The organism is Streptomyces sp. GESEQ-4 (assembly GCF_017948455.1).
Taxonomy (GTDB): domain Bacteria; phylum Actinomycetota; class Actinomycetes; order Streptomycetales; family Streptomycetaceae; genus Streptomyces.
Window position 1 is genome coordinate 1 of the sequence record NZ_JAFFSU010000036.1, and the last position, 22,475, is coordinate 22,475.

Below are 22,475 nucleotides of genomic sequence, written 5' to 3' on the forward strand. Positions count from 1 at the left end.
AGCTGCGGGCCCGAGCGCAGGCAACAGCCCCTCGGCCGCCGCGCGTGTCAGTAGGCCCCGGACCGCCGCGTAGCCGTCCGGGCCGAGGTCGTGGGTGAACTCGTTGACGTACAGGCCGATGTGCTGGTCGGCGACGGACGGGTCCATTTCCTGGGCGTGTTCCATGACGTACGGGCGGGAGGCCTCGGGGTCGTCCCAGGCGGCCTTCACGGAGGCGCGGATGGACTCGGCGAGCAGCCGCAGCGTGTCCGCGCCCAGCGACTTCTTCGCGATGATCGCGCCCAGCGGGATCGGCAGGCCGGTGGTGTTCTCCCAGTGCTCGCCCATGTCGGCGAGCTTGTGCAGACCGTAGTTCTGGTACGTGAAGCGCGCCTCGTGGATGACGAGTCCCGCGTCGACCTTTCCGTCCCGGACGGCCGGCATGATCTCGTGGAACGGCATCACCATGATCTCGCCGACGCCGTCCTCGACCGTGTCCGCCGCCCAGAGACGGAACAGCAGATACGCCGTCGACCGCTCGCTCGGCACGGCGACCGTGCGGCCGGTGAGGTCGACCCCGGGCTCGCGGGTGAGGACGAGGGGCCCGCAACCCCGGCCCAGCGCACCCCCGCACGGCAGCAGCCGGTACTCGTCGAGGACGTACGGCAGGACGGCGTACGACACCTTCAGCACGTCGAACTCGCCGCGCTCGGCCATGCCGTTGGTGATGTCGATGTCCGCGAAGGTCACGTCGAGCGCGGGGGCGCCGGGGACGCGGCCGTGGGCGAGGGCCTCGAAGACGAAGGTGTCGTTCGGGCAGGGGGAGTAGGCGATCTGCAGCGGCTCAGCGGTCATGCCTGTTCCAACTCTCCAGTACGGGCGCGAGCTTCCCGAAGCCTTCGGTGAGGGCGTCGAGGGCGTCGGCAATGCGCCAGGCGGCACGGTCGCGCGGGCCGACGGGATTCGAGACGGCGCGGATCTCCAGCACGGGAACGCCGTGCGCGGCGGCGGCCTCGGCGACGCCGAAGCCTTCCATCGCCTCGGCGAGGGCGGTGGGGTGTCGTTCCAGCAGGGCGGCGGCGCGGGCGGCGGTGCCGGTCACGGTGGAGACGGTGAGTACCGCGCCGGTACGGGCTCCGGTGGCCGCCGCGAGCTCTCGTACGAGTGAATCCGGCGGGCGATGGGTGACGGCGCCGAAGCCCAGCTCCGTGACCGGCAGAAAGCCGTCGGGCGTCTCGGCGCCCAGGTCGGCGGCGGTGATCTCGTCGGCGACGACGAGGGAGCCGACGGGGGCGGACGGCTGGAAACCGCCGCCGATTCCAGCCGAGATCACCAGGTCGTACGAGGCTCTGGCGAGGGCTGTCGCGGTGTGGGCGGCGGCGCGGGCGGGACCGACTCCGACGGCGAGGACGTCACCGGGGAACGGGACCGTGAACGCCCGTGCCACCGCGTCCCGTTCGGCCGGGACGGCGGTGGCTACGAGGACACGGAGGACACGTACGGCAGGCGTGGTCAGTCGTCCTTCTTCAGCTTGAAGGACCACAGACCGGTGACCGTGTTGCTGTTCTTCTTGCCGTCGGCCGCCTTGATGGAGACCAGGGTCGAGTCGCCCTGGGCGCCGTACTGGGCGTTGAAGAACACGCTGCCCGGGATCGTGCGGTACGTCTTGTCGGTGTCCTCGGTGAGCGGCTGACCGTTCATCAGGATCGTCCAGCGCTTCTCGGCGACCTCGGGGTCGACACCGAAGCGGACGGTTTCGTCCGGGTCCACGGTGATCGACTTGACGCCGGTGTCCCTCAGGCACTTCGTCAGGTCCGCGGACTTCAGGGCCTCGCCCTCACCACCGCAGGTGGCCTCCTCGCTGACCGAGGAGGTGCCGACGGTGATCGTGGACATCGGGGTCGGCTTGTCACAGGCCGACAGGACGAGCAGTCCGGCGGATACGGCGCCGGCGGCGGCGACAGCGCGGCGGCGTCGCACAGCGGATTGCATGGTCATGGGCGAAGGCTATCGGGCGCGTTCCCGCTCCGCTGGAGGTGGGGTGACGAATCTGCGGGTCGGTGGGGGCTGAGCGCGCAGTTCCCCGCGCCCCTTACGGGGCGCTCCAGTCACTCCAAGTGCGTCCGTGCCGAGCCGCCCTGCCTGGCCGATCTGAGTAGGCCGCGGACCGTGGTCAGCCAGCCGGCGGCGACGATCGCGGCGGCCACCGAGAGGCCGAAGCCGCCCTTGAGGGGCAGGACGATGCCGACCGCGCCGCCGAACACCCACGACACCTGGAGCAGCGTCTCGGAGCGGGCGAAGGCGGAGGTGCGGACCGTCTCCGGTACGTCCCGCTGGATCAGCGCGTCCAGGGACAGCTTGGCCAGCGCCTGCGCGAACCCGGCGGAGGCCGCCAGGACCGCCACCATCGCGGCCCCGAAGAAGATCGCCGCGGCGATCGCCGCACCGAGCACGAACGCCACCACCGTCACGATGATGATCTCCGGCGCCCGTGACCTGAGCCACGCCCCGACCGCCGTACCGATCGCGTTGCCCGCGCCCGCCGAGACCGCCACGATGCCCAGCGACACCGCCGCGCTCTCCCCGGTCAGCGGATGCTCGCGCAGCAGGAACGCCAGGAAGAAGATCAGGAAGCCGGAGAGACAGCGCAGGGCGGCGTTGGCGCCGAGGGCGTGGGTGACGGCGATACCGACGGTGCGCAGCCCGGGACGCTTGACGGGCTTGCGGTGCGGGCCGTGCAGATGCTCCTCGTCGGCGGCGAGCAGCGCCGTGTCCTCACCCTTCGCCGAGTCGACCTTCGGCGGCAGGGAGAAGGAGAGGAACGTACCGGCAACGAAGATCACGAAGGCACCGTAGAGCGGCCATCGATCCCCGACGGACTGCAGTCCGGCCCCGATCGGCGCGGCCACACCGGTGGCGAGGAGCCCGCCGAGCGTGACCCGCGAGTTGGCTTTCACCAGCGAGAAGCGGGGTGGCAGGAGCCGCGGCACGACGGCACTTCTGACCACGCCGTACGCCTTGGACGCGACCAGCACGCCCAGCGCCGCCGGGTACAGCTCGATGGAGCCGGTGCTGACCGCACCGGCCAGGATCAGCGCGAGCAGCGCCCGGGCCATCATCGCCATCGCCATCGCGGCGCGGCGGCCGTGCGGGATGCGGTCGAGGAGCGGGCCGATCACGGGGGCCAGCAGCGTGAACGGCGCCATGGTGATACCGAGGTACAGCGCGACCCGGCCGCGGGCCTCGTCGGTGGGGACGGAGAAGAAGACGGTGGAGGCCAGGGCGACGGTGATCATCATGTCCCCGGCGCCGTTCACCCCATGGAGCTCGATCAGCTTGCCGAGCCCGGACTCACCGGCACCCTGCGCATGCGTGGCCTTCCGGATACCGCGGGCGGTGCCCGTCACCGGGAAGTGCAGCGCACGGCCCACCGAACGCAGCGACCCACTCACCCGGCTCCCCTTGATCCCACCGACACGGGTGGCACCGTGGGGCGTCCTTGCACCTGCCATTCCGCCATAGTGCCCCGAGATGCCCGCGGGTAGTGCGGTTACGGCACGGAAGCGCCGCACTTTTGCATAGTTTCGGTCTCTGCAGCGCCCCGAAAGGGGCGCGGGGCTGTATCAATTTGCGGCTCCGCCGCGGGGCGCGACCAGCCCCCACGAAGCCGCACCCGCCAGACGGCAGAACGTCCCACATCAGAAGGCGCACACAAACGCCCCCGAGCCTCAAGAACCCACGGAAACCCAAGTCGGTGTAGGCCCAGCGCCAGCGAACAGGTAGCGTGCGTAGCGCGTCGTGGCGAACGTTCTCGGCCGCGCGCCTCTCGGTCATCCCGCAGAATGGATGGAGCAGGTGCGCCCGAGCACGATCGGGCGCGGACGTCGACGCGGCCCCATGGTCCGCTCCGTTCCGCCCGACCGCCTTCAGGCAAAGGCGCACCCGAGAGACTGGCGTAGGAGAGAAGCGATACCAGTGAGCGCAGCGACCACGCGAAGCCGCACCCCCGACCGCCTGTGTGCCGAGGCCGTCGACCTCGCCCGCTCCGCCGCCGAGGAGGCCGCCGCGCCCGGTGTCGTCGGCGAGCACGCGGGGCTGGTGTCGGAAGGCGACCGTGTCGTCACGCACTTCTTCGAGTGCAAGGAACTCGGCTACCGCGGCTGGCGCTGGGCCGTCACCGTGGCCCGCGCCTCCCGCGCGAAGTTCGTCACGCTGGACGAGGTGGTGCTGCTCCCCGGCCCGGACGCGCTGCTGGCCCCCGAGTGGGTGCCGTGGAGCGAGCGGCTGCGCCCCGGTGACATGGGCCCCGGCGATCTGCTGCCCACCGACGCGGAGGATCTGCGTCTGGAGCCCGGCTACACCGGCGAGGACGAGCCGCCGCCCAACTCCGTCCTGTCGCACGAGATGGCCGAGCTGGTCGAGGCGGAGGACGCGGAGGTGACGGCGGGCCCGCCGTCGAACTTCTCCGTGACGCCCTCGCGCGGCTCGATCGCGTCGGTCGCGGAGGAACTCGGCATGCGCCGGGCCCGCGTCCTGTCCCGCTACGGCCTGCATGTCGCCGCCGACCGCTGGGAGGACGCGTACGGCCCCAAGACCGCGATGGCCCAGGCCGCACCGGCGTCCTGCGTGAGCTGCGGCTTCCTCGCGCCGATCGGCGGCGCGATGGGACAGGCCTTCGGGGTGTGCGCGAACGAGTTCTCACCGGCGGACGGCCACGTCGTGTCCCTCGCCTACGGCTGCGGCGGCCACTCCGAGGCAGCGGTCATGCCGAAGCCGCCCCGGCCGGCCCCGCCGGTCATCGACGAGACCCGAGTGGACCCCTTCCCGCTGCGGCCCTCCCCGGATTCCGGGTCGGTGCCGATCGGGACGGACGAGGAGTCCGTGGAGCTCGGGCACTCGTAGCTTTGGGTGCGGTGGGTGAGAGGCGCCTCGCCTCTCACCTGGACCTGTCGTCGACGCGGTAGGCCATGCACCGATCCCAGCCGTCACGAACGGGCACGACGTCAAAGACACCGTCATGGGCGTACAGCCTGCAGGTCCCCGCCCTGGCCCAGAGAAAGTCCGCGTCGGCGCCACCGACCACGGTGTCCGTCTCGGTGGCTGCCGTGGCTGGCGTGGCCACCGTGGCTGCCAGGGCCAGCACTGCCGCGCCGGCCCCCGCGAGGATCTTCGTTCGGGTGATCCTCGGTCTGGTTGGTGCGTTCATGGACTTCTCCCCGTCCGAGAGCCGATCCCCCCGTTCGGGGGGCGGATGTTCTGTGGTCCACGGTGGCCCCGCCCCCTCGTGGCGACCATTCGGCATTCCGCGAATCCTTCGGGCCCCGCTCTCCGGTGAACGGGCGTACCTTCGAAGCAGGCCGGGGGCCGGGGAAGGGGGGTGCGGTCATGAGCCGTCACTCGATCACCGAGGGCCACATGCGGGCGATGCTCGACGTCATCGACGAGGCGCGGCACGACAAGGGGGACGAGGTCCCGCCGCGGTCGCTGCTGGAGGGGCTGGGGCGACTGGTGCCCTGCGACCTGGCGGAGTTCGGCGAGGTGGATCTGCCCACCCGGTGCTTCTTCGGGGACCAGGAGGTGGAGTACGGCGGCCACTACCCCGTGCCGGACAGCGAACTCTGGTGGCGGTTCAAGCACCAGCATCCCCACTGCGTCGCGGTAGAACGAAGCCACGGTGATCTGGAGGTTTCCCAGCTGACGGACTGGATGGCCACGCGGGAGTTCCGGAACCTGGCCTTGTACACCGACTACTTGCGCCCCTTCCCCAACATGCTCGTGGTGCCCCTGCCCACCGCCCCCGGCCGCATGCGCATGTACTCCTTCAGCCGCGAGAGCACGCGCCCCTTCACCGAACGGGACAGGCTCACACTGGAGTTGTTGCGCCCGCATCTGTACGACATCTACCGCGAGGCCTCCCGGCGACGGCAGACGCCCGTACGGTTGACGCTCCGCGAACTCGACGTCATGCGTGCCGTGGCGAAGGGGCTGAGCAACGACGCCATCGCCCGGCAGATAGTGGTCGAGCAGAGCACGGTCCGCAAACACCTGGAGAACGTCTACCGCAAGCTCGGCGTCTCGAGCCGTACGGCGGCCGTCGCGCGGGTGTTCCCCGAGACACCGTGACACCGGACCGCCAGAGTGCGGGTCCCGGCCCGGCCTACCCGGCCGTGAGCCACACTTGATCCATGAGGCAGCACGATCTTTTCGGCGCCGCACTTCGGGAGCGGCGAGAAAGTACCGACCCTGCCGCGGTTGCCCTCACCGCAAAAGGCCGACGTCGCACTCGCGGACTGCGCAGAGAGGAACTTGCCGACCTGGCCGGCGTCTCGTCGGACTACATCAGGCGGCTCGAGCAGGGCTGGAGCCACCCCTCGGCCAGTGTCGTGAACGCCCTCGCCCGGGCGTTACGCGTGGACCGGGCCGAGTACGAGCACTTCTGTGCGCTGGCGGGGCACGCTCCCGCTGACGGACCGGTCCCTCGTGACATGGGTCCGGGTGCGCGACGGCTGCTTGAGCGTCTTGAGGGCACGCCAGTGTGCGTCTGCGACGCGACGTGGACGGTGGTCGCCTGGAACAGCGCCTGGCAGGCGCTGGCGTGCGGGGAGCAGACGTCACACACCTGGGATCGGAACCTCGCGTGGCGGGCCTTCAATCCGAAGTCCGGTCGCGTCCGCAGGTCTGCCGAACAGGCGGCCAGGTTCGAAGCGATGCTGGCAGCGGAGCTTCGGACCGCGTCACTGCGCTACCCCGCGGACGACACCCTCGCCGCCCTGATCGATGAGCTGCGGAGTACGAGTCGATCGTTCTCCACCTTGTGGAGCAGGGCGAGGGCCGTTACCCACCAGGATGACCGTTCCGTACTCAGCCATCCCGAGGTGGGTGACATCGCCCTGGACTGCGACCTGTTGACGGTTCGGGACAGCGACCTGCGGGCCATGGTCTTCACTGCGCAGCCGGATTCCGACGATGCCGGCCGGCTCAGCGAGCTCGTCGGCGGTTCGGGGCGCGGGCCGACTTCGAAGGTGTGACAGTTTGGCCCAGGCTGACCCCGCAGCCCCGTTGCCATCCTTGATCGACCCCATGGATGGAGACGGAGATCTCGGTGAGCGGTACGGAAATCCTGCAGCGCATGGAAAAGGCAATGAACGCGCACGACTTGGACGAATTCGTCGACTGCTTCACCGAGGACTTCGTCTCGGAGCTTCCGCTCCATCCCCAGCGGAATTTCGTGGGTCGCGAGACCGTCCGGAAGAACTGGGGCGGACTCTTCGCGCACGTTCCGGACCTCGTGGGGACTGTCCTGCGGTCCGTCGAGGACGGTGACCGGATCTGGAGCGAGTGGGAGATTCGCGGGAACACGCAGGCCGGGGTGGAGTACCTGGCGCGTGGTGCGGCCATCCATGGCCTCCGCGACGGGCGGCTGGCGTCGGTGCGGTTCTACCTGGACACCGTCGAGGACGTCACTGAGGCAGAGGGATAGCTCAGCGGGCCATCCAGCGGTCCATCTCCCGCGCCCGCGTGTCCAGTGCGTCGATGGCGGCGGTCGACGCGGCCCGGGGATTGCCGGGAATCTGCACGTCGCACCGGCCGCCACCACGGATATGGCCGGTCCCCGGTTCGGGCATCTCCATCTCGATCCCCGCCCGCCGCGCCAGCGCGACCGCCGTCGCCACGAACCCTTCGGAGAGCGCGACGATCACGGAGTGCCCCGTCCCGCAATGCCAGGCGACCAGGCCGTGCACGAATTCCGCGTACACGGCCGGATCGACCTCGAGTGTGTCCGGGTCGCCCCAGTACCTGCCCTGGCCGATTCCCGAGGGCAGCTTCAGCTCCGCCTCGAAGACCTCGACCTGCCGCAGGAAGAGGCGGCCGGCCCCGTTCGACGGGTTCCACAGCGTCTCGTCGCCCATGTCGAAGTACTTGCTCATCCCGATCCCCCTCTGCGGCCGCCCCGCCGCAGGGTAGAAGATCGGGCGGTTGGCAGGCATCCGAATAGGACGGTGCGAGTGCGGGTGAGTGGACGGCGAACCGCAGCGTCCGCATCGCGCGATACCTTCATCCTCACGCTGATGAGGGCCGATGAGGAGAGACAACGTGAGCAAGTTCGTGCGGCCGGCCCCCGAGGGGGCGGACCCCTTCGGGACGGCTCGTCTGCGGCGCGGAGTGCTGGACGCGTGGGCGACCAGCCCGGCCCGGTTCCGTGAGGACGCCAACGCCGAGGAGGATCTGGTCCTCGGCGGGTATCGGGACCGGCTCGTCGTCGAGCTCGCTCAGAATGCCGCCGATGCGGCAGCGCGGGCAGGCGTACCCGGACGGCTCCGGCTCACCCTCCGCGACGGCGTCCTGTTCGCCGCCAACACCGGCGCTCCCCTCGACGCGGCCGGTGTCGAGTCCCTCGCCACGCTCCGCGCCTCCGCCAAGCGCGAGAGCGCGGAAACGGCGATCGGCCGCTTCGGCGTCGGTTTCGCCGCCGTGCTCGCCGTCACCGACGAGCCCGCGGTCGTCGGCCGGCACGGCGGCGTCCGCTGGTCCCTCGCCGAGGCGCGCGAGCTGTCCGCGGAGACCGCACGGCACAGTCCCGGCCTCGGGGACGAGATCCGCCGGCGCGACGGCCACGTCCCGCTCCTCCGTCTCCCGTTCGCCGCCGAGGGCACCGCCCCCGACCCGTACGACACCGTCGTCATCCTGCCCTTGCGCGACACGGCCGCCGCCGACCTCGCCGAGCGCCTGCTGCACGCCGTCGACGACGCCCTCCTCCTCGCCCTGCCCGGCCTCGAAGAGGTCGTGATCGAGACCGAGGACGACGTCCGCACCCTGAGCCGCCGCACCGAGGGCGCCCTGACGGTCGTAGAAGACTCCAGGGAGGGCACGACCCGGTGGCGTACGGTCTCCGCGCACGGGTCGCTCGCGCCGGAGCTCCTTGCCGACCGGCCCACCGAAGAGCGCCTGCGCCCGCACTGGTCCGTCACCTGGGCCGTCCCGGTCGACAGCGACGGCTCCCCGGCCCGCCCGCGCACCAGCGCCGTCGTCCACGCGCCCACACCCAGCGACGAGCCCCTCGGCGTCCCCGCCCTGCTCATCGCCTCCTTCCCCCTCGACACGACCCGGCGGCACGCGGCCCCAGGCCCGCTGACCGACTACCTCGTGGAGCGGGCGGCGGACGCGTACACCGAGCTGCTCGCCGGCTGGCGCCCCGTGAGCACCGGCATCATCGACCTCGTCCCCGGACCGCTCGGCAAGGGCGAACTGGACGGCGCGCTGCGCCAGGCGATCCTCCAGCGCCTGCCCCGTACGTCCTTCCTGCCCCCCGCGGTCTCCGGTACGGAGGACGACGAGCTGCCCGAGTCGCTCCGCCCCCGGGAGGCCGAGATCGTCGAGGGCGCCGGTGCCGACACCGTGCGGGTGCTGGCCGAGGTGCTGCCCACGCTGCTGCCCGCGGGGCTCGAACGGCGGGTGGAGCTGCGGACGTTGGGCGTCGCGCGGGTTCCGCTGACCGACGCGATCGACCGCCTCGCCGGGCTGGAGAAGGAGCCGGACTGGTGGCGGCGGCTCTACGACAGCCTCGCGGGCGTCGACCCGGATCGCCTCTCCGGCCTGCCCGTACCGCTCGCCGACGGCCGTACGACGATCGGCCCCCGGCAGGTCCTGCTCCCCACGCCGGACGCCTCACGTATCGACCCGGAGATGCTCGCCCGGCTCGGCCTCAAGGTCGCCCACCCGGACGGCGCGCATCCGCTCCTGGAGAAGCTGGGCGCGCTGCCTGCGAGTCCGCGCGCCGTGCTCACCACCCCTCAGGTACGGGCCGCCGTCGCCGCCTCCCTGGACGAGGACGGCGGGATCTCCTGGGAGGAGGACGCCACCCTCGACGCCGAGGAGCTGGCCGACATCGTCCTCGCGCTGGTCCGGGACGCGGGACTGGAGCCCGGCGACGAGCCGTGGCTCGGCGCGCTCGCATTGCCGGACGAGGAGGGCGAGTTGGTGCCCGCCGGTGAACTCGTCTTCCCCGGCAGCCCCTTCCACCAGGTCATGCGGGAGGGCGAACTCGCCGCCGTGGACGCCGAGCTGGCCGAGAAGTGGGGCGAGCCGCCGCTGGCGGCCTGCGGGGTACTGGCCGGGTTCGCGCTCGTACGGGCCACGGACGTGGTGCTGGATCCCGACGAACTGGAGCCGCGCGAGGGCGACTTCGCCGAGCCCGACGACGCGGGGCTGCTGGACGCGGTGGACGTCTGGTGCGAGGACATCCTCGACCGCTTCCCGGACACGCCGGTCCCGCCGGTCGCCACGGAGCTGGTGGCCGTACGGGACCTGGACCTGATCGACGACGACCGCTGGCCCCAGGCGCTGGCGCTGCTCTCCCAGCCCCCCTTGCGTGACGCGATCGTCCAGCCGGTCCGGATCCTCCTCCCGGACGGCACCCATGAGGTCGTACGTCCCTACACCGCCTGGTGGCTGCGCGGACACCCGGTCCTGGACGGCCGCCGCCCGGCCGGTCTGCTGGCGGCGGGCGGCGACCCCCTCCTCCGTGGCCTGTACGAGGAGGCCGACGCGACCGGGTTCGAGGACGAGCAGGTCCTGCGGGCCCTGGGCGTACGGACGTCGGTGTCCGCGCTCCTCGACGAGCCGGGCGGCGCCGCGGAGCTGCTGGACCGCCTCGCCGATCCCGACCGCGAGGTCACCGGCGCCCAACTGCACGCCCTCTACGGCGCGTTGGCCGACCTCGACCCCGAGCAGGTGACCCTGCCGGACGACTTGCGGGCCGTGGTCGACGGGGAGGTGACCGTCGTGGACGCGACCGACGCCATGGTCGTCGACTCCCCCGACCTGCTCCCCTTCACCGACGCCGTCCCCCTCCTCCCCGTCCGCCCCTCCCGCGCCGCCGAACTCGCCGAGCTGTTCCAGGTCCGACGCCTGAGCGAGTCCGTGACGGGCTCGGTGGACTCCGAGGGCACGGAGCACGCCGTACCGGATTCGGTACGGGTCCTGCTGGGCTCGCGAACCCCTGAGTCCTACGTCGAGCACGAGGAACTCGTCGTCGACGGCGTGGAGATCGACTGGCGCCTGACGACCGACGGCGTGCTGCATGCCTCGACGCTGGAGGGGGTTGCGGCGGGGCTGGCCTGGGCGGCCCGGCAGTGGCCTCGGCGGTTCGAGGTGGCGGCGCTGCTGGAGGATCCTTCGCGGACGGAGGAGCTGGCTCGGGATCGGTGGTTCGACTGAGGTTGTCTGTCCCGTCAACCTCCGTTCATTTGCGATGAGTTCGCAAACCTAATTCACCGCATCCGTACAACCTTTCACCACCGCCGCGTATCTCCTCACCGGAGTCAACAGACTCCGCCAACACTTGGGTCCCGCGCCGGCGACGAGCCGTGAGGAACGACTGGCGTCGGGGTCCGCACACGACGTGGGGAATGCATGCGTATTCGAGCCACTGTGGCTGCCCTTTCCGGCGCCCTGGCCCTGTCCGCCCTTGCCGTACCGGCCGCGCAGGCCGACGGCCAGGGTGCTGTGAGCATCGACAAGCCGAGCGCCCAGGAGCGCTTCGGGGTCTCCTCGGCCAGGTCCGGTTTCGCCGCCCAGGCCGCGCCCGAGGTGTCCAATGTGACCGTCAACGCCGGTAAGGCGCTCGTCTTCGGCACCACCACCGTCAGGACCTTCGATGTGTCCCTGACCGCCAGCCACCCCAGCGGTATCGCGGACGCGTACATGGATCTCTGGCACGGCGCGGACCTCGACAACATCGACGGCTACCTGCCGCCGAACGAGGACGTGGCCAACTGCACGGCGACCAGCGAGACGACGTCGACCTGCAAGCTCACCATCACGGCGTCGCCCGGTCTGAACGGCGACGGCATCGGTGAGCTGTACGACAACGCGCTGGCCGGTACCTGGCACGTCACCGCGGCCGTGCTGTCCAACGACGGCGAGGTCTACAACAACGACTTCTTCAAGACCCACAAGGTCCAGCGTCTCGCCAAGCTGACCGCCGACGCCGCCCCGGAGCCGGTGAACGCGGGGCAGACCATCACCGTCTCCGGCAAGCTGACCCGCGCCGACTGGGAGACCGGCACGTACGTCGGCCTCAGCGGCCAGGCGCTGCAGCTGCAGTTCCGTGGCACGGACGCCAGCGCGTACACCACCGTGAAGGGCGTCAACTCCACCGCCGGCGGCGCCGTGAAGACGACCACGACGGCGACCGTCGACGGCCACCACCGCTTCAGCTTCGCGGGCATCTCCAGCACCGGGCAGGTCACCGCGACCGGCGACTACGTCGGCGTGCGCTAGACCTGACCCTGTGGCGGAGGGGATCTTGACGGTGCTCGCACAAATTTCGCACCATCCGCACAACCTTTCCCCTCCGCCACAGGTCTGATCACGTGAGTCAACAGACTCCGTGATCATTTGGGCCCCGTGCCGACGACGAGCCGTCGGGAACGACCAGCGCCGGGGCCCCTTTCTCTCCACTTGGGGAACGCATGCGTATTCGTGCCACCGTGGCCGCCGTCACCGGCGCCCTGGCCCTCTCCGCCGTCGCCGCTCCGGTGGCGACGGCCGCCGAGCCGAAGGTCCCCGCGAACGTGGCCGCCGCCCTCGACGCCGCGTCCGACGACACGTCGGCGTTCGCCACGGCCGCGTCGTACGTCCTGGACGCCTCCTTCTCCAACGTGAAGGTGAACGGCGGCAAGGACATCACCGTCGGCACCACCGCCACCGTCAAGGTGCCGGTGTCCTTCACGCTGACCCATGGTGCGGACGTCGACATCCACGCCGCCGACTTCGTCGCGGCCGTCCAGTTGTACCGCGGCGCGTCGTTCGGTGACTCCGTCTCCGACTTCACGAGCACCGACGCCACCTGCACGGACTCGTCCGCGACCGTCGCCTCCTGCAAGGCCACCGTCGCGATCGACCCGTTCTACCTGTTCAACGACGACGCCGCCTCCTGGAAGGCGGCCGCGTTCGCGGTCGCGTACAACGGCGAGGACCCCGACGAGCCGGAGGACCCGGACAACATCGGCGTCGTGGTGAAGGACCCGACGAATTCCTTCAGGTTCCTGCGTCAGTCCCAACTGACGGTCGACGCCGCCCCGGAGCCGGTGAAGAAGGGCAAGACCATCACCGTCAAGGGCAACCTGACCCACGCCAACTGGGACAACAGCAGGTACGTCGGTATCGGCAACCAGTCGGTGGTGCTGCAGTTCCGTAAGAAGGGCACCACCAACTACACGAACGTCAAGGGCATCAAGACCAGGACGCAGGGCAAGCTGGTGACCACCGTCAAGGCATCCCTCGACGGCTACTACCGCTTCCAGTTCAAGGGCACCCCGAGCACCGCGCCGGTCACCGTCGCGGGCGACTTCGTGGACGTGAAGTAAGCGGCCACGGAGAAGCGTTCGTCACCGACCCGGGGCCCGTGCCCCGGGTCGGGCAGTTCCCCACCTTTTGCTCGGCCCACCTGAGGAAGTTCATGCGCATCCGCACCACCGTGGCCGCCGTCACCGGCGCCCTGGCTCTCTCCGCTCTCGTCGTCCCGGCCGCCCAGGCCGCCGACGCGCCCGTCTCCGGCAAGCTCCCCCTGAGCTCCGCCGGCACCGCGGCCGCCGCCGCCGAGCTGGACGTCACCTTCTCCAACATGAAGGTCAACAAGGGCAAGCCGATCACCGTCGGCACCACCGCCAAGGTCGCCGTGCCGGTCACGTACACCCTGACCCACGCCGCCGACCTCGACACCAGCGCCGACAACTTCGCCAACGGTCCGTTGATCTACCGCGGTTCCTCGGTGGAGTCGGCGACCAACGTCATCATCAGCGATGACCCGGGCACCTGCACCGCCGCCTCGTCGACGGTCCTCAACTGCTCGGCAGTGATCAACATCCGCCCGGCCGACGGCGACCTGTTCAGCTCCGACGCAGGCACCTGGAGGGCGGGCGGTGTCGCCGTCACCGCCGACGAGGACTCCAAGTGGCAGGGCGACCTCGGCACCACCAAGGTCCTCCGCGCCGCCAAGCTCACCGTCAACGCCACCCCCGAGCCCGTGAAGAAGGGCAAGACCCTCACGGTCACCGGCAAGCTGTCCCGCGCCAACTGGGACACCAACACCTACGCCGGCTACAGCACCCAGAAGGTCGTGCTCCAGTTCCGCAAGGCGGGCACCACCAACTACACCAACGTCAAGGGCATCACGTCGACCACGACGGGCGCCCTGAAGACCACGGTCACCGCCTCCACGGACGGCTACTACCGCTTCACCTTCGCGGGCACGGCGACCACGGCGCCGACGACGGTCGCGGGCGACTACGTAGACGTGCAGTAGAGCCGCGCCCCTAAGGGGCGCGGGGCTGTATCGATTTGCGGCTCCGCCGCGTGGGCGCGACCAGCCACGACGGCGCCGCAGTCAAAACTCAGCCGGACCCTCTCAGCCAGAGCCCAGCGCTAAGCGGGAACGCGGCGGTCGACCCACCTCCACAGCACCTCCAGGACGGCCGCCGCCACCACCGCGATCCCCACCGCCATCCACGGCATCGTCACCCCGACCAGCTTCAGCGCGAAGAACTCCTGCAGCCAGGGGACGACCAGCACCACCAGGAAGCCGAAGCCCATGGCGGCGACCAGGAGAATCCGCCACCAAGTGTAGGGGCGCGCGATGATCGCCAGGACCCACATGGAGATCAGGAACAGCGTCAGCGTCGCCGCGCTGGTCTCCGCTGCCAACGAGCCTTCACCCGTGTAGTAGTGACGAGCGATCAGGTATGTCGCGAAGGTCGCCAGTCCTGCCAGGACCCCGCCCGGGATCGAGTACCGCATCACCCGCCGCACGAAATGAGGCCTCGCCCGTTCCTTGTTGGGCGCGAGGGCGAGGAAGAACGCCGGGACGCCGATGGTCAGCGTGGACAGCAACGTCAAGTGGCGCGGCAGGAACGGGTATTCCACCTGCGAGCACACCACCAGAATCGCCAGCAGCACCGAATAGACCGTCTTGACCAGGAACAGGGTCGCGACGCGCGTGATGTTGCCGATGACCCGCCGGCCCTCCGCCACCACCGCCGGCAGCGTGGCGAAGCTGTTGTTCAGCAGCACGATCTGGGCGACGGCCTTCGTGGCCTCCGAGCCCGACCCCATGGACACCCCGATGTCGGCGTCCTTCAGGGCGAGTACGTCGTTGACGCCGTCGCCGGTCATCGCGACCGTGTGCCCCTTGGACTGCAGCGCGCCGACCATGTCCCGCTTCTGCTGCGGGGTGACCCGCCCGAACACGGTGCCCTCGTCGAGGGCGTCCGCCATGCCGTCCTTGTCGGAGGGGAGCCGGCGGGCGTCGACCGTCGTGCCGGACAGGCCCAGCTTGCTCGCGACCGCGCCGACGGAGACCGCGTTGTCGCCGGAGATGACCTTGGGCCGGACGTTCTGCTCCTCGAAGTAGCGCAGGGTGTCGGCGGCGTCCGGGCGCAGCCGCTGCTCCAGGACGACCAGGGCGGTGGGGCGGGCGCCCCGGGCGACCTCGGGGTCGTCGAGGTCGCGGGTGACGCGGGCCAGCAGCAGGACTCGTAGACCCTGCTCGTTGAGCCGGTCCGTCTCGGCGAGCGTGGGGTCGTCGTCGGTGAGGAGGACGTCGGGGGCGCCCAGGAGCCACGTGCTGGACTCGCCGTTGCCCTCGCTGAAGGAGGCGCCGCTGTACTTGCGGGCGGAGGAGAAGGGGACGGACTCGGTGCAGCGCCATTCGTCGGCGTCCGGGTAGGCGTCGATGATGGCCTGGAGCGAGGCGTTCGGGCGGGGGTCGGACTCACCGAGGGCGCCCAGCACCTGTCGTACGTACGTGTCGTCGGCGCCCTGGAGGGGCCTCAGCTCGGAGACGTCCATGCCGCCCTCGGTGAGGGTGCCTGTCTTGTCGAGGCAGACCGTGTCGACGCGGGCGAGGCCCTCGATGGCGGGGAGTTCCTGGACGAGGCACTGTTTCCGGCCAAGACGGATCACGCCGATCGCGAAGGCGACCGACGTGAGCAGGACCAGGCCCTCCGGGACCATCGGGACGATGCCGCCGACCGTGCGGGCGACGGAGTCCTTGAAGTCGTTGTCCTTGACGACCAGCTGCGTGATGATCAGGCCGATCGCGGCCGGGGCCATCATCCACGTCACGTACTTGAGGATCGTGGAGATGCCCGTACGCAGCTCGGAGTGGACCAGCGTGAAGCGGGAGGCCTCCTCGGCGAGCTGGGCGGCGTAGGCCTCGCGGCCCACCTTGGTCGCCTTGAACGCGCCGCCGCCCGCGACCACGAAGCTGCCGGACATCACCTGGTCCCCGGGCTGCTTGACGACGGGATCGGCCTCACCGGTGAGCAGCGACTCGTCGATCTCCAGACTGTCGGCCTCGACGCACACCCCGTCGACGACGGCCTTGTCACCCGGCCCGATCTCGATCAGGTCGTCCAGCACGATGTCCGAGGTGCTGACCTCTACGGCCACCCCGTCCCGCCGTACGGTCGGCCGGGCCTCGCCGATCACCGCCAGGGAGTCGAGGGTCTTCTTCGCCCGCCACTCCTGGATGATGCCGATGCCGGTGTTGGCGAGGATCACGAAGCCGAACAGGCTGTCCTGGATCGGCGCGACGAACAGCATGATCACCCAGAGCACGCCGATGATCGCGTTGAACCGGGTGAAGACGTTGGCGCGGACGATGTCGACGGTGGACCGGCTGCTGCGCACCGGGACGTCGTTGACCTCCCCGCGCGCGACCCGTTCGGCCACCTCGGCGGCGGTGAGCCCGGTCACGGCCACGTCGGTGGGTATCGGGTGCGCGGATTCGAGGTCGGCGCCCGCGTCGATATGCGTCATGCATTCGACGGTACGTGCGGATTTACGCCTTCACCCGCCGAGTGCGCGGAAGTTCCGACTTGGGGAGGAGAGGTGTCGTGCCCTGGTTGTAGGGCGCGGACACATCAGGACGACCGGTGTTCGCCGCTCGTTTCCTCAGTGTGGTCCTCGGTCTGATCGAGGGCCGCTCGCTTGAGTGCGGCGTCGCGCCTGCGGACGTACCAGATACCGATCAGTCCGAGCCCGGCGCCGGCCAGACAGGTCCACACCCACCAGGTGTGTCCGCGGTCGTCGAACCAGCCGTAGAAGGGCAGCTGCACCAGGAAGAGGGCGAACCAGAGGATCGTGCCGCCCGTGACGGTGCCGACCACGGGGCCCTCCAGGGGCTCCGGCGCCTCGTGTGTTGGGGTCCACTTCGCCATGAGGGACAGCTTACGAGGCGATCAGGTGTCTTCGGGTGTCTGAGGGGAGGGGTTTGTCTACGCGCGGAGATGGCTGACCCGAGCCTTATACGTTCATACTGAAACGGTTTGTGTCTGTCCATTTCTCTTCGTAGGAACCACCAAATACATGTCTGCCGGCCCCGCCCACGGCGCACTCAACCGCTACTTCAAGATCTCCGAGCGGGGCAGCACGCTGCCGCGCGAGATCCGCGGCGGTATCGCCACCTTCTTCGCGATGGCCTACATCATCGTGCTGAACCCGATCATCCTCGGCAGCGCGAAGGACATGTACGGCAACCAGCTCGACAACGGCCAGCTCGTGACCGCCACGGCCGTGACGGCGGCGTTCACCACGCTGCTCATGGGCGTCATCGGCAACGTACCGATCGCGCTCGCCGCCGGTCTCGGCGTGAACTCGGTCGTCGCGCTCCAGCTCGCCCCGCGGATGTCGTGGCCGGACGCGATGGGCATGGTGGTGCTGGCCGGTTTCATCGTGATGCTGCTGGTGGCCACGGGCCTGCGCGAGCGGGTCATGAACGCCGTGCCCTACAGCCTACGCAAGGCCATCTCCATCGGTATCGGCCTGTTCATCATGCTGATCGGCCTGGTCGACTCCGGTTTCGTCTCCCGCATCCCGGACGCCGCGCAGACCACCGTCCCGCTCCAGCTGGGCGGCGACGGTCATCTCACCGGCTGGCCGGTGCTGATCTTCATCCTCGGCACGCTGCTCACGCTCGCGCTGATCGTGCGCAAGGTGTCCGGCGCGATCCTGATCTCGATCGTCGCCATGACGGTGCTGGCCGTCGTCATCAACGCGGTCGCGGACATCCCCTCCTGGGGCCTGACCACCCCGACCTGGCCGGGCAACCCGGTGGCCACCCCCGACTTCGGCCTGATCGGCGAGGTCAGCCTGTTCGGCGGGTTCTCCAAGGTCGGCGTGCTGACCGGCACCCTCTTCGTCTTCACGGTCCTGCTGTCGACGTTCTTCGACGCGATGGGCACGATCATGGGCGTCAGCGACGAGGCGAAGCTGACCGATGCCCAGGGCCATATGCCCGGCATCAACAAGGTGCTCTTCGTCGACGGCATCGCGGTCGCCGCGGGCGGCGCCAGTTCCTCCTCGGCCACCACCTGCTTCGTGGAGTCCACGGCCGGCGTCGGCGAGGGCGCCCGCACCGGCCTCGCGAACGTCGTCACCGGCGCGCTGTTCGCCGTAGCCCTGTTCCTGACGCCCGTCGCCACGATGGTCCCGTCGCAGGCGGCCACGCCGGCGCTGCTCACGGTCGGCTTCCTGATCCTGGCCGGTTCGGTCAAGGAGATCGACTGGGCGGACTACACGGTCGCGATCCCGGCCTTCGTGACGATGCTGATGATGCCGTTCACCTACTCGATCACCAACGGCATCGGCATGGGCTTCATCACCTTCGTCGTCCTGCGCCTGGCGGCCGGCCGCGGCAAGGAGATCCCGGTCGCGATGTACGTCGTCTCGGCGGTGTTCGCGTTCTACTACCTGATGCCGGCGCTGGGGCTGACGTGATTCACGTGACCCCGTAGAACCGCTCCGTCTCCTCGACGGCGGCCTGGAACCGTTCGTCGAAGTCGTCCCGGACGAGCGTCCGGATCACATAGTCCTGGACGCTCATTCCCCTCTTCGCCGCATGGTCCCGGAGCCGTTCGAGCAGCTCCCCGTCTATCCGCAGGCTGAGCACGCTGGTCCCCATGCGTACGAGGGTTGCCGGACCGGACCGAGTACCGCGTCACTTTTCGGAACCAACTCACCCGGATGGGTGATCTGAGGGTTCAGTGGCCCGGGTCACGGGCATTCGCGCGCGCTGCAGTGGTCTTTAGGGAGAGTAATGAGTTACGCTAAAGAGATGTCGGACCTTAGCCATGGCGACGACGCTGCCGCCGTGAACTCCCTGCGATCTGCCGTGATGCGGCTGTCCCGTCGGCTCAAGCACCAGCGGGTCGACGAATCGCTGAGCCCCACCGAGATGTCGGTGCTCGGCACCCTCGCTCGCTGCGGCACCGCGACCCCGGGTGAACTCGCCCGTAAGGAGCATGTGCAGCCGCCCTCGATGACCCGCATCGTCGCGCTGCTCGAAGCCAAGGGCCTGGTCCGGCTGGAGCCGCACCCCGAGGACCGGCGCCAGAAGGTCGTCACACAGACCGAGGAGGCCGTGACGATGCTCGAGGAGAGCCGCCGCAAGCGCAACGCGTTCCTGGCCTCCCTGGTCGAGGGCCTCGACGAGGACGAGTGGGCGAAACTGCGCGCCGCCGCCCCCGTGCTGGAGAAGCTCGCACACCTGTAACCCCACCGTCCGAGGAGGCGAACGCTGTTGAGTCCGGGACCCGGAGCAGACTCCGCACCCGCACCGGCCACCCACGACACCACCCCCGACGACCCCGTCGAGCGCAAGTCCTCGATGTTCAGCTCGCTGAAGGTCCGGAACTACCGCCTCTTCTTCATGGGCCAGGTCGTCTCCAACACCGGCACCTGGATGCAGCGCATCGCCCAGGACTGGCTGGTGCTCAGCCTCACCGGCTCCTCCACGGCCGTAGGCATAACGACGGCGCTGCAGTTCCTCCCGATGCTGCTGTTCGGGCTGTACGGCGGCGTCCTCGTCGACCGCCTCCCCAAGCGCCCGACCCTGCTGGTCACCCAGACGGCGATGGGCCTGACGGGCCTGGCGCTCGCGTTCCTCACGATCACCGGCCACGTCGAGGTCTGGCATGTTTACGTAGCCGCCTTCGCGGTCGGTCTCGTCACCGTCCTCGACAACCCGGCCCGCCAGTCCTTCGTCTCCGAGATGGTCGGCCCCGACCAGCTGCAGAACGCGGTCAGCCTGAACTCCGCCAACTTCCAGTCCGCCCGCCTCATCGGCCCCGCCGTCGCGGGCGTCCTGATCACCGGCGTCGGCACCGGCTGGGCGTTCCTCTTCAACGGCCTGTCCTTCGTCGCCCCCATCGTCGGCCTACTGCTGATGCGGGCGCGTGAGCTGTACGCCGTCGAACGCGCCCCGCGCGGCAAGGGACAGCTGCGGGAGGGTCTGCGGTATGTCGCCGGGCGGCCGGAGCTGGTCTGGCCGATCGTGCTGGTCGGCTTCGTCGGCACGTTCGCCTTCAACTTCCCGGTCTATCTGTCGGCCTTCGCCGACGACATCTTCCACGCGGGCGCCGGCTCCTACAGCCTCTTCAACACGCTGATGGCCGTCGGCTCGGTGGCGGGCGCCCTGCTCGCGGCACGCCGGGGCACGGCGAAGATGCGGGTGCTGATCGCGGCGGCGGTGGCCTTCGGCGTACTGGAAGTGGTGGCCGCGATGGCCCCCTCCCTCTGGGTGTTCGCCCTGCTGATGGCCCCCATCGGCATCGCCGCGATGACGGTCAACGTCACCGCCAACACCAGCATCCAGATGGCGACCGACCCCGCCATGCGCGGCCGGGTCCTGTCCCTCTACATGATGGTCTTCCTCGGCGGCTCACCCGTCGGCGCACCCATCGTCGGCTGGATCACGGACACCTACGGCGCACGCGTGGGCTTCGCGGCCGGCGGCACCATCGCCGCGACGGCGGCCACGGTGATCGGCCTGATCCTGGCCCGCGCGGGCGGCCTGCGGCTGTCGGTGCGCTGGAACCACGGGCATCCGGTGGTCCGCTTCGTGCCGAGGGAGCGGCGGGAGGAGATGGCGACGGTGGCGTAGGGATCTCCCGTACGGCGCCGCCCTGTTGAGGCCGGGACCCGTCCCGGGATGACGTGTTTACGGTCGGGGCATGACGTGGTGGCGACGGAAGAAGAAGCAGGCCGGGCAGACGCAGGCGGGGCGGAAGCAGCCGCCTATATCGGTCAGCGTGTTCGATCCCGCAGCGGTGACGGGATCGTTCGAGCGTCCGGGACTGATGGTCGGCGGCCGGCGGCTGCCCCAGATCACCGCCCCGAGCATCATGGACCAGACGTCGGCGCAGACCCGGCGGAACTTTCCCGCCGGCACCGGACCGGTGCACGTCGTGACGAGTCACAGCACGCATGCCGAAGCCGGCTCGGTGGTCTACATGGGGCTCGGCGGCCGGGCGGCCATCGTGGTCAAACTGACACGGGACCAGCGCCGGAACCTCTACGACGTGGGCGAGGCGATCGAGGACGACGGAGCGTCCCTCTACCTCGACGCGCACCCGGGCTTCCTGCGCGCCTCGCTCGCGCTGCCGTCGATGGACATCGACCTGGACACCGCCATGCTGGTCGGCATGGGCGACGTCCAGGAGTTCCTCGCCGCCGCCCACGCCACCGAGACCGTCGAGCTGCACATCTCCCACGCGACGCACGACCGCCTGCTGAACTTCACCTGCGCGGCCCCGGGACTCCGTGAGGTCCTGGAAGCCGGACTGGACCTGATCACGCAGCCGGCCCCGGCCGACCTCCGAGGCGCCTTGATGGCCGTCAACGACTCACTGAACCCGGCGGCGCACATTCCGCTGCGCGTCACCGGCCGCGCCGAGCTGACCATCAAGCTCGAGGTCGACGTCTGAAGGCCCGTGGCAGACAGACAGCTCGCCGGATGATCCGTTCCCTGGAACAGTGGCGTCCGTGAGACTCTTCGCCGCCGTACTGCCCCCCGACGACGTCGTCCGTGAACTCGCCGTCGAGATCGACGAGTTGCGGAAGCTGCCCGGCGCGGACGGGTTGCGATGGACCGGGCGGCCCGGGTGGCACTTCACGATGGCGTTCTACGGGGAGGTCGACGACGACCTCGTACCGGAACTGTCGGCGAGGCTGGAGCGGGCCGCGCACCGCACCGGCCTCTTCCCGCTGGCGCTCCGGGGCGGCGGACAGTTCGGGCACGGGCGGGCGCTGTGGGTGGGGGCGGAGGGGGACGTAGAAGCGCTGCGGCTGCTGGCGGACCGGGCGGAGGCCGCCGCGCGGAAGGCGGGGGTGCCGATGGGGGAACACCGCCGGTACAAGGCCCATCTGACGGTGGCGAGAAGCCGGGACGCGGTGGATGTACGGCCGTATGTCGAGGCCCTCGACCGGTTCACCGGCAGGACGTGGACGGTGGACGAACTGGCGCTGGTCCGCAGCAATCTGCCGAAATCGGGTGTACCGGGCGAGCAGCCGCGCTACGAGGTGGTCGCCCGCTGGCCGCTCGGAGGGGCCGGTTAGTCTCGGTACGTGAAGCCGAAAACCCGGAACCGGATCATGGCCGGTGCGCTTGTGTTGATGTTCGTGATGGTCGCGCTGGCGGCGGCGCTCGGAAAGTA

At 70.0% G+C, this 22,475-nt stretch carries 22 protein-coding genes; 13 read left to right on the top strand and 9 right to left on the bottom strand.

The features are described from left to right. From KCH48_RS38455 to KCH48_RS38470, 4 genes are all read right to left on the bottom strand, one after another. Positions 1-834: 1,4-dihydroxy-6-naphthoate synthase (locus KCH48_RS38455; protein ID WP_210582127.1), on the bottom strand; the 834-nt coding region annotated here is incomplete at its 3' end. Then, the gene (locus KCH48_RS38460) at positions 824-1,522 is read right to left on the bottom strand and encodes a futalosine hydrolase (protein ID WP_210582129.1); all 699 of its coding nucleotides are present in this window, start codon (positions 1,520-1,522) and stop codon (positions 824-826) included. The genes KCH48_RS38455 and KCH48_RS38460, both read right to left, overlap by 11 nt. Beyond that, complete coding sequence (locus tag KCH48_RS38465; protein WP_246886547.1) at positions 1,492-1,971, bottom strand: DUF2771 domain-containing protein; 480 nt, start codon at positions 1,969-1,971, stop codon at positions 1,492-1,494. Before KCH48_RS38465 ends, KCH48_RS38460 begins: the two co-directional genes overlap by 31 nt. 116 nt (positions 1,972-2,087) lie before the next feature. Then, positions 2,088-3,491, bottom strand: coding sequence for an MFS transporter (locus tag KCH48_RS38470; RefSeq protein ID WP_210582131.1), 1,404 nt, complete (start codon positions 3,489-3,491; stop codon positions 2,088-2,090). Positions 3,492-3,954: 463 nt separating this feature from the next. Here KCH48_RS38470 and KCH48_RS38475 point away from each other — a divergent pair, with 463 nt between their 5' ends. Continuing rightward, the gene (locus KCH48_RS38475; protein ID WP_210582133.1) at positions 3,955-4,881 is read left to right on the top strand and encodes a DUF3027 domain-containing protein; all 927 of its coding nucleotides are present in this window, start codon (positions 3,955-3,957) and stop codon (positions 4,879-4,881) included. A 34-nt stretch (positions 4,882-4,915) separates the two neighbouring features. Here KCH48_RS38475 and KCH48_RS38480 read toward each other — a convergent pair whose 3' ends face one another. Further along, positions 4,916-5,185 (bottom strand): hypothetical protein, encoded by a 270-nt coding sequence (locus KCH48_RS38480; protein WP_210582135.1) that lies wholly within the window; start codon positions 5,183-5,185, stop codon positions 4,916-4,918. 179 nt (positions 5,186-5,364) lie between these two features. Between KCH48_RS38480 and KCH48_RS38485 the strand changes: the two genes are divergently transcribed. From KCH48_RS38485 to KCH48_RS38495, 3 genes are all read left to right on the top strand, one after another. Continuing rightward, positions 5,365-6,102, top strand: a complete 738-nt coding sequence (locus KCH48_RS38485) for a helix-turn-helix transcriptional regulator (protein ID WP_210582137.1) — start codon at positions 5,365-5,367, stop codon at positions 6,100-6,102. Between the two features lie 62 nt (positions 6,103-6,164). Further along, complete coding sequence (locus tag KCH48_RS38490; protein ID WP_210582139.1) at positions 6,165-7,007, top strand: helix-turn-helix domain-containing protein; 843 nt, start codon at positions 6,165-6,167, stop codon at positions 7,005-7,007. A gap of 56 nt (positions 7,008-7,063) precedes the next feature. Beyond that, the gene (locus tag KCH48_RS38495) at positions 7,064-7,459 is read left to right on the top strand and encodes a nuclear transport factor 2 family protein (RefSeq protein WP_210582141.1); all 396 of its coding nucleotides are present in this window, start codon (positions 7,064-7,066) and stop codon (positions 7,457-7,459) included. Between the two features lies 1 nt (position 7,460). Here the strand turns inward: KCH48_RS38495 and KCH48_RS38500 are convergent, their stop codons facing one another. Next, positions 7,461-7,907, bottom strand: a complete 447-nt coding sequence (locus KCH48_RS38500; protein WP_246886540.1) for a DUF6086 family protein — start codon at positions 7,905-7,907, stop codon at positions 7,461-7,463. Positions 7,908-8,073: 166 nt separating this feature from the next. On the opposite strand from KCH48_RS38500, the gene KCH48_RS38505 reads away from it, so the two are divergent. From KCH48_RS38505 to KCH48_RS38520, 4 genes are all read left to right on the top strand, one after another. Further along, on the top strand, positions 8,074-11,196 hold the full coding sequence (locus KCH48_RS38505) for a sacsin N-terminal ATP-binding-like domain-containing protein (RefSeq protein ID WP_210582146.1): 3,123 nt from the start codon (positions 8,074-8,076) through the stop codon (positions 11,194-11,196). 213 nt (positions 11,197-11,409) lie between these two features. After that, a complete protein-coding gene (locus tag KCH48_RS38510) occupies positions 11,410-12,261 on the top strand; it encodes a calcium-binding protein (RefSeq protein WP_307841066.1) in 852 nt (283 codons plus the stop codon). Between the two features lie 191 nt (positions 12,262-12,452). Then, the gene (locus tag KCH48_RS38515; RefSeq protein WP_210582149.1) at positions 12,453-13,349 is read left to right on the top strand and encodes a hypothetical protein; all 897 of its coding nucleotides are present in this window, start codon (positions 12,453-12,455) and stop codon (positions 13,347-13,349) included. 92 nt (positions 13,350-13,441) lie between these two features. Next, positions 13,442-14,287 carry a hypothetical protein gene (locus KCH48_RS38520; RefSeq protein ID WP_210582151.1) on the top strand — a complete coding sequence of 282 codons (846 nt, stop codon included), beginning with the start codon at positions 13,442-13,444 and terminating at the stop codon, positions 14,285-14,287. A gap of 119 nt (positions 14,288-14,406) precedes the next feature. Here the strand turns inward: KCH48_RS38520 and KCH48_RS38525 are convergent, their stop codons facing one another. Next, positions 14,407-16,800, bottom strand: a complete 2,394-nt coding sequence (locus tag KCH48_RS38525; RefSeq protein WP_210582153.1) for an HAD-IC family P-type ATPase — start codon at positions 16,798-16,800, stop codon at positions 14,407-14,409. 104 nt (positions 16,801-16,904) lie between these two features. Next, entirely contained in the window at positions 16,905-17,201 is a 297-nt protein-coding gene (locus KCH48_RS38530) for a DUF2530 domain-containing protein (RefSeq protein ID WP_210582155.1), read from the bottom strand. Positions 17,202-17,349: 148 nt separating this feature from the next. On the opposite strand from KCH48_RS38530, the gene KCH48_RS38535 reads away from it, so the two are divergent. Next, complete coding sequence (locus KCH48_RS38535) at positions 17,350-18,759, top strand: NCS2 family permease (protein ID WP_210582156.1); 1,410 nt, start codon at positions 17,350-17,352, stop codon at positions 18,757-18,759. Position 18,760: 1 nt separating this feature from the next. Here the strand turns inward: KCH48_RS38535 and KCH48_RS38540 are convergent, their stop codons facing one another. Continuing rightward, positions 18,761-18,943, bottom strand: coding sequence for a ribbon-helix-helix protein, CopG family (locus KCH48_RS38540; RefSeq protein WP_210582158.1), 183 nt, complete (start codon positions 18,941-18,943; stop codon positions 18,761-18,763). Between the two features lie 153 nt (positions 18,944-19,096). On the opposite strand from KCH48_RS38540, the gene KCH48_RS38545 reads away from it, so the two are divergent. The 4 genes from KCH48_RS38545 to thpR all read left to right on the top strand — a co-directional run bounded on the left by KCH48_RS38545 (position 19,097) and on the right by thpR (position 22,377). Next, the gene (locus KCH48_RS38545) at positions 19,097-19,534 is read left to right on the top strand and encodes a MarR family winged helix-turn-helix transcriptional regulator (protein WP_210582160.1); all 438 of its coding nucleotides are present in this window, start codon (positions 19,097-19,099) and stop codon (positions 19,532-19,534) included. A gap of 27 nt (positions 19,535-19,561) precedes the next feature. Then, positions 19,562-20,923, top strand: coding sequence for an MFS transporter (locus tag KCH48_RS38550; RefSeq protein WP_210582162.1), 1,362 nt, complete (start codon positions 19,562-19,564; stop codon positions 20,921-20,923). A gap of 70 nt (positions 20,924-20,993) precedes the next feature. Further along, a complete protein-coding gene (locus KCH48_RS38555) occupies positions 20,994-21,746 on the top strand; it encodes a hypothetical protein (RefSeq protein WP_210582164.1) in 753 nt (250 codons plus the stop codon). A 58-nt stretch (positions 21,747-21,804) separates the two neighbouring features. Beyond that, entirely contained in the window at positions 21,805-22,377 is a 573-nt protein-coding gene (gene thpR / locus KCH48_RS38560; RefSeq protein WP_210582166.1) for an RNA 2',3'-cyclic phosphodiesterase, read from the top strand. Positions 22,378-22,475 lie beyond the last annotated feature (98 nt).

Excerpts from the sequence above, each read along its gene's own strand:
- KCH48_RS38465 (WP_246886547.1), bottom strand. The coding sequence starts at position 1,971 with ATGCAATCCGCTGTGCGACGCCGCCGCGCTGTCGCCGCCGCCGGCGCC.
- KCH48_RS38470 (WP_210582131.1), bottom strand. The coding sequence starts at position 3,491 with ATGGCAGGTGCAAGGACGCCCCACGGTGCCACCCGTGTCGGTGGGATC.
- KCH48_RS38480 (WP_210582135.1), bottom strand. The coding sequence starts at position 5,185 with ATGAACGCACCAACCAGACCGAGGATCACCCGAACGAAGATCCTCGCG.
- KCH48_RS38485 (WP_210582137.1), top strand. The coding sequence starts at position 5,365 with ATGAGCCGTCACTCGATCACCGAGGGCCACATGCGGGCGATGCTCGAC.
- KCH48_RS38490 (WP_210582139.1), top strand. The coding sequence starts at position 6,165 with ATGAGGCAGCACGATCTTTTCGGCGCCGCACTTCGGGAGCGGCGAGAA.
- KCH48_RS38495 (WP_210582141.1), top strand. The coding sequence starts at position 7,064 with ATGGAGACGGAGATCTCGGTGAGCGGTACGGAAATCCTGCAGCGCATG.
- KCH48_RS38500 (WP_246886540.1), bottom strand. The coding sequence starts at position 7,907 with ATGAGCAAGTACTTCGACATGGGCGACGAGACGCTGTGGAACCCGTCG.
- KCH48_RS38515 (WP_210582149.1), top strand. The coding sequence starts at position 12,453 with ATGCGTATTCGTGCCACCGTGGCCGCCGTCACCGGCGCCCTGGCCCTC.
- KCH48_RS38520 (WP_210582151.1), top strand. The coding sequence starts at position 13,442 with ATGCGCATCCGCACCACCGTGGCCGCCGTCACCGGCGCCCTGGCTCTC.
- KCH48_RS38525 (WP_210582153.1), bottom strand. The coding sequence starts at position 16,800 with ATGACGCATATCGACGCGGGCGCCGACCTCGAATCCGCGCACCCGATA.
- KCH48_RS38530 (WP_210582155.1), bottom strand. The coding sequence starts at position 17,201 with ATGGCGAAGTGGACCCCAACACACGAGGCGCCGGAGCCCCTGGAGGGC.
- KCH48_RS38535 (WP_210582156.1), top strand. The coding sequence starts at position 17,350 with ATGTCTGCCGGCCCCGCCCACGGCGCACTCAACCGCTACTTCAAGATC.
- KCH48_RS38540 (WP_210582158.1), bottom strand. The coding sequence starts at position 18,943 with ATGGGGACCAGCGTGCTCAGCCTGCGGATAGACGGGGAGCTGCTCGAA.
- KCH48_RS38545 (WP_210582160.1), top strand. The coding sequence starts at position 19,097 with ATGTCGGACCTTAGCCATGGCGACGACGCTGCCGCCGTGAACTCCCTG.
- KCH48_RS38555 (WP_210582164.1), top strand. The coding sequence starts at position 20,994 with ATGACGTGGTGGCGACGGAAGAAGAAGCAGGCCGGGCAGACGCAGGCG.